Source organism: Longispora albida DSM 44784 (assembly GCF_000379825.1).
Classification (GTDB): Bacteria; Actinomycetota; Actinomycetes; order Mycobacteriales; family Micromonosporaceae; genus Longispora; species Longispora albida.
Window position 1 is genome coordinate 54,610 of sequence record NZ_KB903815.1, and the last position, 14,942, is coordinate 69,551.

The following is a 14,942-nucleotide window of genomic DNA, read 5'->3' on the forward strand; positions in this document are numbered from 1 at the left end:
GTCCACCCTGAACGCCCTGGCCACCCGTGTCCTCCTCATTCGCGGCTAGACACCCAGCGTAGGCCCTGACCGCCAGCAGAGCACCCTCGCGGGTTCCGCCCAGCGCTTATCCGAACCCATTGCGCAATTGGTGAGCGGCCGTTGACAAAGGGCGCGCGACCGGTTTCCCGGCCGCGCGCCGCTGTCCTTCCCGGGTTCAGAGAATCTTCGCCATCTCGCTGAGCAGGGCGGAGTCCGGTGAGTCCTGGCTCAGCTCCCACGCCATCAGGCCGCGCAGGCCCAGTGCCCGGACCAGCCCGGCCCGCAACCGGATCGACTCCGGATCGGTATACGTGATCAGCGTGGTGGTCGCCTCGGTGTAGGGCGACTTGCACGTACCGTCCGGATTGAAGGCCCCGCAGAGCTGGTGCTCGGCCGTCCCGTACAGCGAAGGCTCGCCGGTGAGCGGGTTGCGGCTCTTGGTGAGGCCGGGGATGCCGTTGGCGACGTCGCGGTACGCCGGGTTCGGTGTGGAGTCCCAGCGCAGCGTGTTCGGGTCGAGGCCCCGGCTGTCGTGCGGCTGGTACAGGCCGTTGGTGCGGAGGAACTGCACGCCGTAGAACGGGACGCCGACGACGAGCTTGTCGGGCCGCACGCCGTGCGTGAGGTATTGGGCCACCGTGCCGACCGTGTTCCATGTGAGGTCGGAGGAGTTCGGGTCGCGCGGGTCCCAGCCGAAGGGCGAGGACGGGCCGGTGATCGTGTCGCCGCCGACCGTGTAGTCGTAGGTCATCACGTTGACCCAGTCCAGGATCTTCGAGACCTTCGCCAGCTCGAAGTACTTGGTGGACTTGGTTGTGGCCGGCAGCGCCGCCGTCAGCAGGTAGTGCTTCTTGTCGGCCCTGCCCTGTGTGTCGAGCTGCCTGCGGAACTCCTCGAAGAGCAGCGTCGCGTTCCGCCGGTCCTCCGGGCGCGGGTCGACGTTGCCGCCCGCCACCGCCGTCGGGTACTCCCAGTCGATGTCGATTCCGTCAAACACGCCCCTGGCCGCGCCGGGTCCGCCCGCGTTCTCCGGCCAGCCGCCGGTCGGCAGGTCACCCTTGATGAACGTGTCCACACAGGACTTCACGAACGCCCTGCGGCGCTCGGGGGTGGCGGCGACCGTGGAGAACCAGGTCGACTTGGTCCAGCCGCCGAGCGAGATCTCGACCCTGAGGTGCGGGTACTTGGCCTTCAGTTTCCGGATCTGGTTGAAGTTGCCGTAGAGCCGCTGGTCGGGGTAGTTGTCGGCGACGCCGTCGACCGTGTTCTCCCCGGACCAGTAGACCTGCTGGTAGTCGGCCCACGGGTCGACCGGCGCGCAGCCGACGGCACCGGTGGCCCGGTCGAAGGTGGGATAGCCGAAGGCGTACTGGATGACGTTCAGCTTGGTCGCCGGGATGTCCTTGACGAAGTACTGCCTGCCGTAGACGTCCCAGTCGGCGAAGTAGGCGGTGACGACCTTCTTCGGCACGCCGCTCTGGTCTCCGGCGGACGCGGGGGCCGGGGCGCCCGGCAGGAGCGACACCAGCGCGGCGACCAGCGTCGTACCAGCCAGGGCCAGTGACCTTCTTCTCTTGGTTGGCATGGCCTCCACCCTGGCCGCCCCGCGACTCTACTGTCAATAGTCTTAACTATTTAGCTGTGCCGATCCCTGGTACGCCAGGGCCGCCGCGCCGATCACGCCCGCGTCGGGCAGCGCGGCCGGCAGCACCTCCAGGCCCTGGAGGAAACCGAGCCCGGTGAGCTTGGCCAGCCACGACTGCAGCGGGTCGAAGAGCAGCGGCCCGGCAGCCGCGATGCCCCCGCCGATCACGATCCGGTCGAGGTCCACAATGGCCGCCGCGCTGAGGATGCCGGCCGCCAGCGCACGCGCCCCCCGGTCGAAGGCCGCGAGCGCCACCGGATGCCCTTCGCGGGCGGAGGTGGCGAGCTCACGCCCGCTTCGGCCTGACCAGCCCTGGCTGCTCGCCCAGCGGACCATCGAGGGGCCGGAGGCGTAGGCCTCGACGCAGTCCAGGCTGCCGCACGCGCACTCCACACCGTCCGCGGAGACGATCGCGTGCCCGATGTGCCCGGCGTTGCCGGACGGGCCGAGGACCACGCCCCCGTCGAGGATCAGGCCGCCGCCGACCCCGGTGGACACGACGATGCCGAGCAGGGCTGAACTGCCCCTGCCCGCGCCCAGCCAGTACTCGCCCAGGGCGAAACAGTGCCCGTCACCGGCCAGGACGACCTCGGCACCGCGCGCGGCCCGCAGCCGGTCGGTGAGCGGGAACTCGCGCCAGGCCGGGATGTTCAGCGGGCTCACCGTCCCCCGGAACGGATCGAGCGGCCCGGCCGACCCGATCCCGATCACCGGGGCCTCGAACGGCGCCAGCAGGTCGAGAACCGCGCCGAACACCTCCTCGGGATCCCGGGTGGCCGGCGTCGGGCAGGTGACTGCCGATCGCACGGTGCCGTCCCGTTCCACCAGGCCGGCGGCCAGCTTCGTGCCGCCGATGTCCAGTGCCATCACCGCTTCGGTCATGTGTTCCGCTCTCAATGCAGTCAGTCTCAGTGCCTGTGGTGATTGTCGGGCTGGCCCGGATCACCAGGATGCTCGCAGCCCGGTACGAGGACGAGCCGCGACGCGCGGGCCTGGTCCAGCCACAGGGCGAAGGCCTGGCGGCGGGCTGCTGCGAGCAGACGGTCCCGGATGGCTGGCCGGTGCGCGGTGGCGTCGGCGGGCTCGGCTGGCCGGTGGGCGGTCACGGTGAACTCGTGCAGGCCGAGCGCGTCGCGAGCTGTACCTCTGCCGCTCTGGACTTCCTCCGCGACGGCCTGCGGCAGCTCGGCCAGCCGGGCAGGCCCGAGTGTCCCCCACGGCCCCCCGTTGAGCCGGTGCCGCAGGGTCCACTGCTCGGGTGTGTCCTGTGCGGTGGCCGCCCAGTACCGGTCGACCTCGCTCTCCGGCACGGTCACCCCGGCTGTCCGCGCCACGAACGCCGCCCGGACGGCAGGGGAGCGCTCGTACGCCGCTGCCGTGATCGACCCGAAGTCCACCGCCCCGGCCTGGTCCAGCACCGGGGCCAGCGAGGCCAGGCTCAGGTCGGAGCCGGCGCACAGGGCCTCGGTGAGGAGTACCTGCGCCGTCCACCGCCGGAACTGCCTGCCCTCCGGGCTCTCCGGCACCGGCAGGGCATGCGGCCGGGCGGCGCGCAGCTCGGCCAGCCGGACGTCGAGCAGCCTCACCGGGACGGGAGCGCCGTCCACGTAACCGATGACCGTCATCCGGTGACCTCCAGCCGGATCGTCGGCGCGTACTGGCACCGGCCGAACCACATCACCTTGGCCATCGCCCAGTACTCACCGGGCATCGCGTCCTCGGGCACCGACACGTCGAAGGTGACCACTGTGGACTGATCCGCCGGTACGGTGAAGCCCCGGATCGGCTCTGGCAGCCACTCCCACGTACCCCACGGCGAGACCAGCTCGATCTCGCCCCGGATCTCGCTGCCGGTCGTGTTCGCGAGCATGAGGCCGATCCGTTTCGTCGTACCCGGCCGGATCACCACGTGGCTGGCCTGTACGCCGAGGCCGAGGCCGGTGTCGCGGCCCGTCACGGACTGCGTGCCCTGGGCGGCTGTCCAGTCCTCCGGGATGCTCTCGATCACCGGCGGCGGCTCCGGCGAGAAGGTCACCACGTCCTCGAACACCTGACCGGCGTGCTCCGTCCTGGCTGCCAGAAAGAGCAGGCTCCCGGCGTCACCGTCGCGAGTGACCTCGACCGTGAACTGGGTGTGGCCGTCCGGCTCGATCCGGTACACGCGCTGTGCGGGGCTCACTGTCCAGCCTTCCGGCACGTCGAAGGTGACGACGCCCTCGACGGCCGAGTCCTGGTACTGGTTCGTGAGCGTCACGGTCACGCCGTCCCCGTCGCGCCCGGCCGTGATGGTCACCGGGGCGTAGCCGAGCGGGGCTGGGCCGCGATTGTGCAGCCAGTACCGGGAAAAGACAGGCTGGGCGATCTCGGCCTGGCGGCCCAGCACTGGCCCATCGCCATCCACCGAGGCCGGGCGGCCCAAGACGGTCGCGACCTCGAATCCATCCAGAGTGGACGATGCTGGGCCGGAGTCCTGCTCCAGCAGGTTCGCCGAGCGGAACTCGCCCAGGCCCAGCCCCTCGACCGTGTACTCGCGACCCAGGCCGGTGCTCTCCGCGAGGCGCAGCGTGACGCTCCGCGCCGGGTCGACGGTCGCGGCCAGGCCCTCGGCCATCGGGTTCCCGGTGGGCTTGAGGGCCTGCAACAGCACCTCACGCTGCGGCTCGATCCGCAGGAAGCTCTCACGCGGCCCGAACCGGCCCTCCTGAGCCGGGCGCAGCACCGGCAGCAGCGGCGCCGAGTGCTCCTGACCCCTGGCAGGCAACGCGGAAGCCCGCCAGTCGCCAGGCCCGGCCACCAGCGCGTAGCGGAACTCGTGCGTCCAGTGCTGGAGCTGGAAACTCGACCCGTCGGGCGCGGTGCGCTTCGGCGGGTCCAGCCACACGCCGGACGGCCAGCCCGTGCAGGACCGCATCAGCGACAGATGCATGCCGCCGGCCGGGTCGACGGCGAAACCGGGCAGGCCGTAGGTCAGCAGGGCGACCGTGGCGTCGGCCAGCGGCTCGGTGTTCTCACCGAGCAGGACGGCACCCACGCGGGCGTCGGCCAGGTCCTCGATGAGCCCGTCCAGGTCACGGAGGACGATCAGGGCAGGAAGGGCACGTGCGTCCCGCAGGTCGGCATTCGGCTGCCAGACCTCTGGCAGGGGTTTCATCGCCGGTACCCAGACGGCGGCGTGATCCCCCGGATCCAGCTCGCCCAGGATCTCGGCGGCCAGCGGGTTCACGGCCGGGCCGCCGAGGACGATCCGGAAGTCGGGCAGGTTGGAGTCGACGTCGAGCCAGCCGTACCGCGACCAGTCAGCGCTCGCCGTCGTCGCCGTCACCCCGGCCCTGGCCAGCGCGATCACCAGATCACGGGCCTCGGGGGCCTGGTCGAGGGCCGGCACGACGACCTCGGCGACGCCCAGCGCCCGCTCCGTGCCGTCCTGGAACACCGCCCGCGCCGTCGAGCCGAGCCCGAACCACGTGTTCGCCGGGTTGTCCATCGTCCACGGCGCCTCGGTCACGTCCACGTCCGGCAGCGCGTAACTCCGGCCGATCACCGCCGAGGCCACCTCGCACACCGGCAGCGCGCCCGGCAGGTCCACGGGGAACTTCACGCGGAGCAGCTTGTCCTGGCTCGCGTACCCGGTGATCCGCGTCGAGCAGTCCACCCGGTCGAGACCGCGCCACAGGGTGACCGTCTGCTCGTACCGCAGCCCGCCGAACTCGCCCGTGCTGACCAGCCGCTCGCCGGCCGGGCTGGTCTCCCGGCGCACCTGGGCCGGGCTCGCGGCGGAGGACTCCACGCCACCCGACGGCACGAGGTGCCACGGGCCTTCGCCGAAGTCGGGGTGCGCCGGGTACTCCTCGTACAGCCGGAGCTCGTTGCCCACGTCCTTCAGCAGCTCACGGCCGTGCGCCCGGATGCTGGACAGCGCGCCGCCACGGGCGGGGTCCGCGGTGACCGTGTACGTCTCGTTGGTGATCGTGCAGCCCTCGGCGGCCGTCCACCCCGGAGCGACGCCCTCGGTCAGCGGCCACGACGCCCAGCCCAGCGCCGGGACATCCGAAGCCAGGAAGGTCAGGGTGCCGCGCTCGGACACGCACGGTACACCCTCAATGATCTTGTCGGTCCGGATCTGGACCAGGTCCGTCCGGTCGAACCCCAGCGTGTTCGTGACGACGGCGGACTCGGCATCCAGCCCGATCTGCCCGGTGAGGACCTCCAGCGCCCGTTCGCGCGCTTCAGCCGCGAGATCGTGCGCCTCACGCCACCCCGCCAGCAGGTCGATGTACACCTGATCCGACTCGGAACCCGTGATCGCGTCATGGTGCGCGCCGTAGGCCAGCAGCCGCCACGCCTTGTCGAGCGCCGCCTCCGGGTACCGGCCGAGGCCGTGCAGCGCGGCGACCGTGCACAGCTTCTCGGCGTCGGTGACCGCGACCTCGCCAGCCCGCTGGGCCTGCTTGGTGTCGATGTAGGACACGTCCTTGCCCGTGTAGATCGGGCCCATGTCCCTGGTCTGCGGCGACGGCCGGTCCAGCTCGGCGCGCACCCCGTCGAGGAAGTCCCTGGGGATGCTGCACACGAACCTCGGCCACACGTACCGCTCGTTCCAGCTCCGCTGGATCGCCGTCACCCACTTGTTGGGCCGGGTGTAGTCCGTGCCGACGGGCAGCAGGATGTGCCGGGTCGCCGCGACCGGCTTGAGATTGCGATAGAGCTGGTAGACGGCCTGCTCGGCGGTCGCCAGGTCGGGCGAGGAGTCCATCCACCAGCCCGCCGAGTAGTGGTTGGGCATGTAGTGGGTCAGCACGCCACGGCCGCTCGGCGACAGCCACTCGAACTCGCTCGGGAACTGCATCACCCGTGCGTCGTTCTTCGCCTCGCCGAAGTTCTTCTGGATCGGCCCCCACTGGTGGAACGGGCCACGCGCCCACGCGCTGCCGGTCAGCCCGGCGTCGTCCAGATAGCCGGGGAACTGCGGATCGTGGCCGAACACGTCCAGCTGCCAGGCGGTGCGCGGGTCGCCGTGCAGGATGCCCCGCTGGTACCCGACGCCGTGGACGATGTTGCGGATCGTGGCCTCGGCGCCGGTCAGGTTCGTGCTCGGCTCGTTGTACGTCCCGCCCATCAGCTCGGCCCGGCCCGCGTCGACCAGGGCGCGGAGGACGGGCTTGCGCTCCGGGTACACGTCGAAGAACGGCTTGAGGTAGTCCAGCTCGGCCAGCACGAACTTGTAGTCCGGGTCGCGCAGCGCGTGCTCGATGTGCGCGTCGACCAGGTGGAACGCGTTGCGCTCCCACAGTGGCCGCGTCGAGCCGTCCCCGGCCAGCCACTCCCACGAGCTCGTGTACGCGGCCTGCGTGTTCCACCAGACCGGGTCGAAGTGGAAGTGCGAGATCATGTGCATCGTGTAGCCGGGTTGTTCCACGTGAAACATTCCGTCGAGGCTGGCCGAGCCGGCCCGGACCGTGATCCGGGCTGCCCGCTCCTGGCTGGTCTCCAGCCCGACCTCGACGGTCACCTCCCCGGCGCCCGGCGGTACCTCCGCCGCCCCGCTCGCCTCGCCGGTGACTTCCAGGGCCGTGCTCTCGGTGGTGTCCCGGACGATCGTGACGCGCAGGACCTGACGTGGGGCCGCCTCACTCCCGACAAAAAGGTCGGTGGACTCGGCAGAGGTGATCTGCATGCGGCCACTCTAAGGGCCGCTCAGGGCTCATGGCAACGTTGTCATAGATGAATTGGTGTCGATGTGAACGGTGGTGCCGGCACACAGCAGGAGGGGCCGCCCGGATACCGGGCGGCCCCTCCGTGGCTTACTGCTGCGGCTACCGCCGCTTGAGGCAGAGGGTGAAGCTCAGCGCCTCGACCGGGTGCTTGCTCGTGTAGTGCGTGGTGTAGCCGGCCACTCCGGTGCACGCGGCACCGTCGGCCTTGCCTGCGATGTTCTTCAGCACCTCGTACGTGCCCGTCCCGCAGGTCACCTTGACCATCTTCGGGGCGTCGTTGGTGCCGTCGTTACGCAGGCAGACCCCAACCGGGGTGTACCGCAGGGCGACGTCGGCGTCCGAAGAGGACGTGCTGGCACGCGGCGTCGGGCTCTTCGTGGTCGGCGTCGGGCTCGGGGTGGACGACTTGCTCGTCTCCGGAGTCGACTGCGACGTCGTCTTGTCGGCGACCGGCGTGACCGGGTCGTCATCCTTGAGCAGGAAGTAGCCGCCGATGCCACCACCGATGCACAGCACGAGCACCGCGACGATCACCAGCGCGATCAGGCCGCCGTTGCTCTTCTTCTCCGCCTGCGGCGGGCCCCACGGCTGCATCGGCGGGCCCGACATGGGCGGGCCGGACATCGGCTGCGCCGGGTACGCCTGGGTGTAGCCGGGCTGGCCGTAGCCGGGCTGCTGGCCACCGGCGTACGGGTCGGCGGGCGGCGCGCTGAACGGGTCGGCTGGCTGGCCGTACGGCTGCTGGCCCCCGGGCGGAGTACTGAACGGGTCGGCGGGCTGGCCGTACCCGGGCTGCTGCTGCGGGTTGTACGGCTGCGTCGGCGGGTTGTAGCCGGGTGCGGGCTGCGGAGGTGCGCCGAACGGGTCGTTCGGCTGCTGCCCGTACTGGGGCTGGTTGGGGTCTCCTGGCTGCCCGCCGGGCTGCGGCCCGTACATCGACATGGTGGTGCTCCTCAGGGGTGAAGGGGTCCGAGCCAGTGCCACCCGCGAAACGAACCCGGCACCACCATACTTGCCCCGCGCTACAGCAATCGAAGCTGCTGATCCTTGGGCTTACGCCGTGTGACGCCGGCGCCACGCCGCGCGAGCAGGGACGGATCTACTGAGGACAGGAACGGGCTGGGCGGCAGCTCCCGCTCGGCACCGTGCCGGTACCTGCGGGGACTGTGCGAAAGGTACAGCCGATCCTGCGCCCTGGTCATGCCCACGAAGAACAGGCGGCGTTCCTCGGCCTCGTCGCACTCCGCGCCGGGGAAGCGCAGCGGGAGCAGGCCGTCCTCGCAGCCAGTCAGGAACACGACAGGGAACTCCAGGCCCTTGGCGGCGTGCAGAGTCAGCAGCGTCACAGTGTCGGCGCGCGGGTCGAGCGCGTCGACCTCAGCCCCGGTCCGCAGCTCGGTCAGCAGGAGGTCCAGGTCGTCACCGCACCGGCGGGCCAGCGGGGCCAGCAGCTCGACGGCGGTGTGCACGTCGGCGGCGTCCAGCCCGGCCCCGGTCAGGCTGCCGCCGGTCAGCGCGGCGGCGGCGGCCCGGATCCGGGCGGCGACCGTACCGGTCTGGAAGGGCAGCTCCTTCGCGATCGCCTTCACGCCCGCCCGGTCGGTCAGCCGGTTGTGCGAGCGCTTCTGCACCGGGATGCCGGCCCGTTCGAGCGCGCCGAGCAGGATGGCGGCCTGGGCGTCGGTCCGGTAGAGGACGGCGATGTCCGAGAAGGACAGTTCGAGGGTGGAGTGCCCGGACGCCCGGCCGGAGTCGAGCGCGTGGTGGGACGAGCCGCCGACCAGTTCCTCGATGGTCCGGACGACGTGGTCGGCCTCGTCGGCCTCGCTGGCCGCCGAGTACAGGCCGACGAGCTCGGCGTCGGTGTCGCGGCGGGCCGGTTCGAGGATGCGGCCCTGGACGAGCGAGCCGGGCGCGATGGCCTGCACGGCAGCAGCGAGGATCGGGGCAGCCGAGCGGTAGTTGCGGGTCAGCCGGACCGTCCGGGCCTGCGGGAAGTCCTCGCTGAACCGCATGAAGTACTTCACGTCGGCGCCACGGAACGCGTAGATCGCCTGGTCGGGGTCGCCGATCGCGTACAGGTTCCCGTCGGGCGGGCTCAGCAGCGTCAGCAGCCTGTACTGCTGCTCGTCCACGTCCTGGTACTCGTCGACGAAGATCCACGGCCACCGCGCCTGGTACCGGTCGGCCAGCCCCGGATCCGCCGACAGCAGCTCCACCGGCAGGCTGATCAGCTCGTCCATGCTGACCACACCGCTGGCGTGGTCGGCATCCTCGGCGATCGTGAAGTTCTCCGGCAGCCCGAACCGCCCGGTGTGCTCGCGCAGGATCGACAGCCCGAGGCTGTGGAAGGTGCCGACGGTGAGCCGGTCGGCGCGGTCGGGCAGCAGGGCGTGCAGCCGCTCGGTGAGCTCGCCTGCCGCCCGCCGGGTGAAGGTGATCGCGAGGCACTGTTCCGGTTCGACGCCCAGCTCGGCGACCAGGTACGCGATGCGGTGGGTCAGGGTCCGTGTCTTGCCGGTACCCGGACCGGCCACGATCAGCATCGCGCCGGACGAGGCGGAGGCTGCCACCCGCTGCATCGCGTCGAGCCGGTCGAGCAGGCCGGTACCGACTTCCTCCATGCCCAGCAGCACGGGTTCCATCGGCTCGTGCGGGGACGGGGCCGGCAGGTCACGCGCCGGGGTCTGCGGCTCGGAGACGGGTTCGAGGTCGAAGTCGAAGGCCGGCTGCGGGGCCGGCTTGGGCCGCTTGGGCTTCTTCTTCGGCGCGACCTTCTCGAAGAGCCCGTCGAACAGCGTCGCCTCGGACCTCAGCTCCTCGGGATCGAAGAGCTTGATCTTCCCGTACTCGCCGTCGTAGCCGGACTCCCGCCGCACCTCGCCCCGCCGCAGCCGCCCGATCGCCTCGCCCAGCAGCTCGCCGCCGGCCTTGGTGACCTCCTCGATCGGCACGCTGGTCAGGATCTCGAACTCGGGCCCCAGCTCGGCCACCAGCGTGTCGATCCTGGTCGCGACGGTCTTGCTCTTCGGGCCGACGCCGGACAGCTCGCCGATGATCTCCGGCAGCGGAATGATGCTTGTGGACGGTGAGAGGGGGGCTGCCGCCCGGTCGGCGAGCGCCTCGATCCGGCTGAGCACGCCGACCGTCACCGGCTTGCCGCACTTCGGGCACCGGCCGCCCAGCTTGATCGTCTCGGCAGGGTCGAGCACCACGTCGCAGTTGCGGTGCCCGTCGGCGTGGTACTTCCCTTCCTCCGGGAAGAACTCCAGGGTGCCCTCGTAACCGTCCCTGGTCTTGAGCGCCTCGCGGATCGCGAAGTAGTCGAAGCCGGTGGAGAAGGCCGTCGCCTCGCGGCCGAGCATGGGCGGCGAGTGGGCGTCGGAGTTGCTGACCAGGGTGTACCTGTCCAGTGAGGACACCCGCGAGTTCATCTCCGGGTCGCTCGACAGGCCGGTCTCGACCGCGAACACGTGGTCGGCCAGGTCCGCGTAGCAGTCGGCGATGGCGTCGAAGCCCGACTTCGAACCGAGCGCGGAGAACCACGGCGTCCAGATGTGCGCGGGGACCAGGTAGCCGTCCGGGCTGGCTTCGAGGGTGATCTCCAGCAGGTCGCGGGAGTCGAGGCCGAGGATCGGGCGGCCGTCGGAGCCCAGGTTGCCGATCCGGCCGAGCGCCGCGTTGAACCGGGCGGCCGCCTCCAGGTCCGGCATGTAGATCAGGTGGTGCACCTTGCGCGTCTTGTCGCCCCGCTTGTAGATCGTCGAGATCTCTACGGAGAGCATGAAGCGGGTCTGGCCGCGCAGGTTCTTCGGCAGCCGCTGGTTGATCGCCGACCCGAGGTCCGGCCGGAGGACGTGGAGGCCGGGCTCGGCCTCGACCAGGTTCTCCCTCAGGTGCTCGTACCAGGCGGGGTGGGTGAAGTCTCCGGTGCCGACCAGGCCGATGCCCTTGCGCCGGGCGTACCAGGAGAGATTCTCCAGGTCACAGTCCTTGGAGCAGGCACGGGAGTACTTGGAATGGATGTGCAGGTCGGCGTAGAACCGGCCCTGCGGATTCGTCTCTCCCACGGCAGCCCATCCTGGCATGCCCGCCACGCCTGCGCGCAGCGGGCACGCCGGATTCACTGACTCATTCGCCAAACCTCGATCCGCGCACCAGACGGCACAGCCCAGGCATAGAAGGCATTCGCCGTCGTACACCCCAGCCAGGTGCGATTCCCGCTCATTTCCACAGCCTGGATCTCGTACCGGCCCGCGCCGCCCCGCCACTGCACCCGCGCCGCCGCGCCGAACCGCTCGACCTTCGTGACCGGTACGCGGCGGCGGGTCCCCGTGCCCGTGCCCGGCAGGTCCAGCGCGAACCGGCCGAGCCGCAGGGTGACGTCACCCGGCGCACCGGCCGGCCTGATCGCGATCCCGGCCCGGACCAGCGTCCGGCCGGTGTGCCGGGACAGGTCGGCGGCCCAGGTACGCCAGCCGCTGTCCTCGTCCTCCTCCGGCTCCTCCGCGATCACGTCGCCGGGCTCGGGGTCGAAGGTGAAGCCCGCCGGGTTCCGTACGGGACGCAGCGGCACCTCGACGTCCACGTCCGGCGCGTCCAGGAACCGCACGAGGCCGGCCAGCCGGGCACTCCCCTGCACCGTGACGGCCAGCCGCGTACCCGGCTGCACGCGCAACCGCGTCGCGTACAGCGGCAGGGTCGCCCGCTCCCCGAGCTGGCCACTGATCCTGAGTGACGAGCCGCCGTGCCACGCCGTCGTGTAGTCGTACGCGACCGTGAGCGGTGACCCGCCGACCAGCCAGCGCCACGTCGGCAGGATGTCCTGGGCCGTCAGGTTGTTCCAGTCGCCGCGCTGCCAGACCCGCCCCCGGTCGGCCCACAGCCGCCCGTGCCCGGTGTTGAACGTCGAGCTGAACGGCAGCCCGGTCACCACAGTGGACTCGGCGACCTTGGCCGACACGCCCCGCCAGCCCTCGTGGTCCGCCGTCGATGTCGAGGGGTCGCCGTCCGCGCCGACCCAGAACCGCGACTCGCGCGCCTCGTACTGCGTCTTGTCGTCGATGCTGGTCAGCGTGAAGTCCGGCCGGTAGAGCCCGACCGACAGCCCGCAGTCGCCCCACACCGCGTCGAAGTCGAGCTGCACCTTGAACTGCCGCCAGCCGGTGTCGACCGCCGCGAACAGGTCGGAAGGGTCACGCCGCATGCCCCGCGCGTACTCGGCGGAGGACGGCAGGTCCGGGAAGTCCCAGCGGAAGTCGACGAACATGGTGTCCGAGGTCGCGAAGTACGGGGCGTTGAGCGCGTCGAGCCTGCCGCGCCAGCCGACGGCACCGGTCACGTTCATCGCGTCGTACCAGATGACCTGGGTCTTTTTCTTCAGCTCGACGGCGAAGAGCCTCATCTGCTCGGCGAGCGCCGCGTCGGCCCCGTCGGTCTCCTGGTTGATGAACCAGCCCTCGAAGCCGTGGTGTGCCGCGATCTCCGCGAGCTTGGCCGCGACCGGGAACCGGCCGAGCGCGTCCCTGACGACGAGCTGCCGGACCCAGTCGATGTTCCCGCCGTAGACGTTCGGCGGGAAGAAGACCGTGCCGTAGACGGGCACGCCGTTGCGGTGGGCCGCGTCGGTGACGGTCGGGTTCGGCGCGAGGATCAGGCCCTCGCTCGCCGAGCCGCCCCAGAAGATCACCCGGTCGATGTACTGCCAGAACTCGCTGGTGTAGTAGTCGAACTGCGCGCTGCCCTGCGCCGGGTTGCCGTCGGTGGGGGCGAAGACGGACAGGCCCATGATCCGGCGGGGCCTGGCCTCAGGGTTGGCCGTGGTGTGCCGGTCGGTGATCCGGCGGGCCAGCGGGGTCGTGCTCCGGTTGAAGGGCGCGTCGGGATCACCACCCGGCGACCAGCCCAGCACGTCGGCGGGGAACCAGTTGGACGCCCAGGGCTGTCCGGTGCCTGTCCCGGCCCGCGCCTGGCCGGGCTGACCGGGGAGTAGTGCCGCTGCGGTGCCGGCAGCTCCGGTGAGGAGGAGCGCCCGCCGACTGACCGTTGCCACTTCGACCCCCTTGGATTGAAGTCCTGTATGGATGGTCCATCGTGGCAACGTTGTCATCTCGATCGCAAGGGTTCCGCCATATGGGAATATCCCGCTGTGCCTCTGCTCTGCCATAACGATGAGCATCTCTTGACATCGTTGTCATTCCGGCTCTAGGTTGCCACCCACGGACAACCAGAGTGGGGAGTTCACCAGTGGGCAGCCACAAGCACCGGACCCGGATCCGCCTGATCGCCGCGCTCGCCACGACCGCGCTCGCCCTGGCCGGGTGCGGCCTCGGCGGCGAAAAGAAAGATGGCGGGACGCCGATCGGCGGCGAGGTCAAGGGCGAGGTCAGCTTCCTCACCCTGTCCCTCAAACCGAAGTTCACCGACTACATCCAGGGCATGATCGACGACTTCCAGAAGAAGTACCCCGGCACGACGGTGAAGTGGATCGACCTGCCGCCGGACGGCTACCAGCAGAAGATCCTCGCCGACGCGGCTGCCGGGACCCTGCCCGACGTCGTGAACATCGGCGCCGACAACGCGCTGCCGATGAGCAGGCAGGGGCTGCTGGTCAACATCGCCGAAGCCATGCCGAAGGCGAAGGACGACTACACGGCCGGCTCGTGGAAGGCGTACGAGATCCCGGGCAAGGGCGGCAGCTACGGCTTCCCCTGGTACCTGACGACCGGCGGCAACTTCGTCAACAAGTCACTCCTCCAGCAGGCCGGGATGTCCGGCGAGCAGGTGCCGAAGACCTTCACCGAGTTCAAGGAGTTCGGCATGAAGATCTCCCAGAACAGCGGGGGGAAGATCTGGGCGCTGTCGGCCAAGCCCGGCCTGGTCGACCTCGCGCTGCACGGCGTGAAGGTGATGAACGACGAGGGCACCAAGTTCACCTTCAACACCCCGGAGGGTGTGAAGGCGCTCCAGGACTACGTCGACCTGTTCAAGGCCGGCGCGATGCCGCCGGACGCGCTTACCCGCGACGGGGCCAAGTCCAACACCGACTTCCTGGCCGGCAAGATCGCTCTCGTACCGGGCTCGGCCAGCTTCCTCACCGAGATCAAGCAGAACGCGCCGAGCCTGTACCCGAACGTGGCCATCGCCCCGCAGCTCACCAACACCGGCCACAGCAACATGTACATCCTCGGCCTGTCGGTGAACGCGAAGTCGAAGAACAAGCGGACGGCGCTGGAGTTCGGCCACTTCGTGACCAACCCCGAGAACCAGGCGAAGTTCGCGAAGATCGTCACCATCTTCCCGAGTACCCCGAAGTCCTATGAGGACCCGTTCTTCTCCACCCCGCGCGCCGACAAGAACGCCGACGAGGAGAAGTACCGGATCGAGATGAGCAAGCAGATCAAGGAGGCGGTCAGCTACACGCCCGCGCAGTTCTCCGACCGGATGAGCAAGGTGTTCGACCGGGAGGTCGGGCTGGCGATGCTCGGCCAGAAGTCAGCCAAGGAGGCGCTGGACACCGCCGCCGAGGACTGCAACAAGCTGCTGGCCGGCTGACCATCGTG

At 70.2% G+C, this 14,942-nt stretch carries 8 protein-coding genes; 1 reads left to right on the plus strand and 7 read right to left on the minus strand.

Going from position 1 to position 14,942, the window contains the following annotated elements; genetic code table 11:
- Positions 1-196 precede the first annotated feature (196 nt).
- The 7 genes from A3G1_RS33890 to A3G1_RS33900 all read right to left on the minus strand — a co-directional run bounded on the left by A3G1_RS33890 (position 197) and on the right by A3G1_RS33900 (position 13,432).
- Entirely contained in the window at positions 197-1,606 is a 1,410-nt protein-coding gene (locus A3G1_RS33890; RefSeq protein ID WP_018349043.1) for a glycoside hydrolase family 18 protein, read from the minus strand.
- 42 nt (positions 1,607-1,648) lie between these two features.
- Positions 1,649-2,548 carry an ROK family protein gene (locus A3G1_RS0108465; RefSeq protein WP_018349044.1) on the minus strand — a complete coding sequence of 300 codons (900 nt, stop codon included), beginning with the start codon at positions 2,546-2,548 and terminating at the stop codon, positions 1,649-1,651.
- A 26-nt stretch (positions 2,549-2,574) separates the two neighbouring features.
- Positions 2,575-3,291 carry a DUF7158 domain-containing protein gene (locus A3G1_RS0108470; RefSeq protein WP_018349045.1) on the minus strand — a complete coding sequence of 239 codons (717 nt, stop codon included), beginning with the start codon at positions 3,289-3,291 and terminating at the stop codon, positions 2,575-2,577.
- The gene (locus tag A3G1_RS0108475; RefSeq protein WP_018349046.1) at positions 3,288-7,340 is read right to left on the minus strand and encodes a glycoside hydrolase family 38 N-terminal domain-containing protein; all 4,053 of its coding nucleotides are present in this window, start codon (positions 7,338-7,340) and stop codon (positions 3,288-3,290) included. The genes A3G1_RS0108470 and A3G1_RS0108475 overlap by 4 nt, the downstream gene beginning before the upstream one ends.
- A 139-nt stretch (positions 7,341-7,479) precedes the next feature.
- Entirely contained in the window at positions 7,480-8,322 is an 843-nt protein-coding gene (locus A3G1_RS38310; protein WP_018349047.1) for an LppU/SCO3897 family protein, read from the minus strand.
- Positions 8,323-8,402: 80 nt separating this feature from the next.
- The gene (locus tag A3G1_RS0108485; protein ID WP_040477921.1) at positions 8,403-11,468 is read right to left on the minus strand and encodes a UvrD-helicase domain-containing protein; all 3,066 of its coding nucleotides are present in this window, start codon (positions 11,466-11,468) and stop codon (positions 8,403-8,405) included.
- A 35-nt stretch (positions 11,469-11,503) separates the two neighbouring features.
- Positions 11,504-13,432, minus strand: a complete 1,929-nt coding sequence (locus tag A3G1_RS33900; protein WP_157641011.1) for an endo-beta-N-acetylglucosaminidase — start codon at positions 13,430-13,432, stop codon at positions 11,504-11,506.
- A 194-nt stretch (positions 13,433-13,626) separates the two neighbouring features.
- On the opposite strand from A3G1_RS33900, the gene A3G1_RS0108495 reads away from it, so the two are divergent.
- Positions 13,627-14,934: an ABC transporter substrate-binding protein gene (locus A3G1_RS0108495; RefSeq protein WP_018349050.1), complete on the plus strand. Its 1,308-nt coding sequence runs from the start codon at positions 13,627-13,629 to the stop codon at positions 14,932-14,934.
- Positions 14,935-14,942 lie beyond the last annotated feature (8 nt).